At 40.5% G+C, this 723-nt stretch carries 1 protein-coding gene; it reads left to right on the plus strand.

The genetic code is table 11. The annotated features are described in order from the left end of the window. Nucleotides 1-568, plus strand: a 568-nt coding sequence (locus ACO0K4_RS19405) for a hypothetical protein (RefSeq protein WP_422958322.1), incomplete at its 5' end; no start/stop codon positions are given. Between the last annotated feature and the right edge of the window lie 155 nt (nt 569-723).

Consider the following 723-nt stretch of genomic DNA (forward strand, 5'->3'; position numbering starts at 1 on the left):
GGCTTTTCCTTACCAACCTACCACTATGTCTAGGTCCACCTCAAAAACAAAGTCCTCCTCAACAGCTCTTTCTAGAGTTCTCTCAGATCCTCGATTGATGGGGCCAATTGGATATGGAGTCCAAAAAAGGGAAGACTTAGAAGACTTTGAAGATATTAGAAACAGGGGGATTAGAGTTAAAGTGAATGGAAAAACCTACTCCCGAATTTCCATGGTGATAAACGGGACCATTCATATTGATCATCCGTCAAAACACTTCACCTCAATCCAAAAGAAGATAGGCTCATTAATCGCTGCTGAAATACTCTTCACAACCAAAACATCTTTAGCTCTTCTACAATACTTATCTTCGTTTTTGATTGATTCAATCTGGAATTCCCCTAATAAACAAATTGTTGGTGCAAGAAGTGCCTTAAAACAAACCTTCCAACTCAAACTATTGTCAAAGGTTCCTTGTATCCAAACAAATCGAATTTTGTCCTTATCTAAAGGGGCTTCAAGATCCTTCATAATCCCCGGCCCCATGTCTGCCACAGGGTTTGCAGATTATGAGTTCAAGACAACCTGATGTGAGATTCGTCTCTCAGATTTGACTGACTTGGCCGAATCCGGCTTCATCCAACTCGAGCAACACAAAGGGGCTTTTTTGGGAGCAAAAACAAGTGAAAGATTCTTCAACTTAGGAAGAAACCTTGACAACTTTCAGCTTCCATTATACTTGAG

Origin of the sequence: Undibacterium sp. RuTC16W, assembly GCF_049339445.1 — a bacterium.
GTDB lineage: Bacteria > Pseudomonadota > Gammaproteobacteria > Burkholderiales > Burkholderiaceae_D > Undibacterium.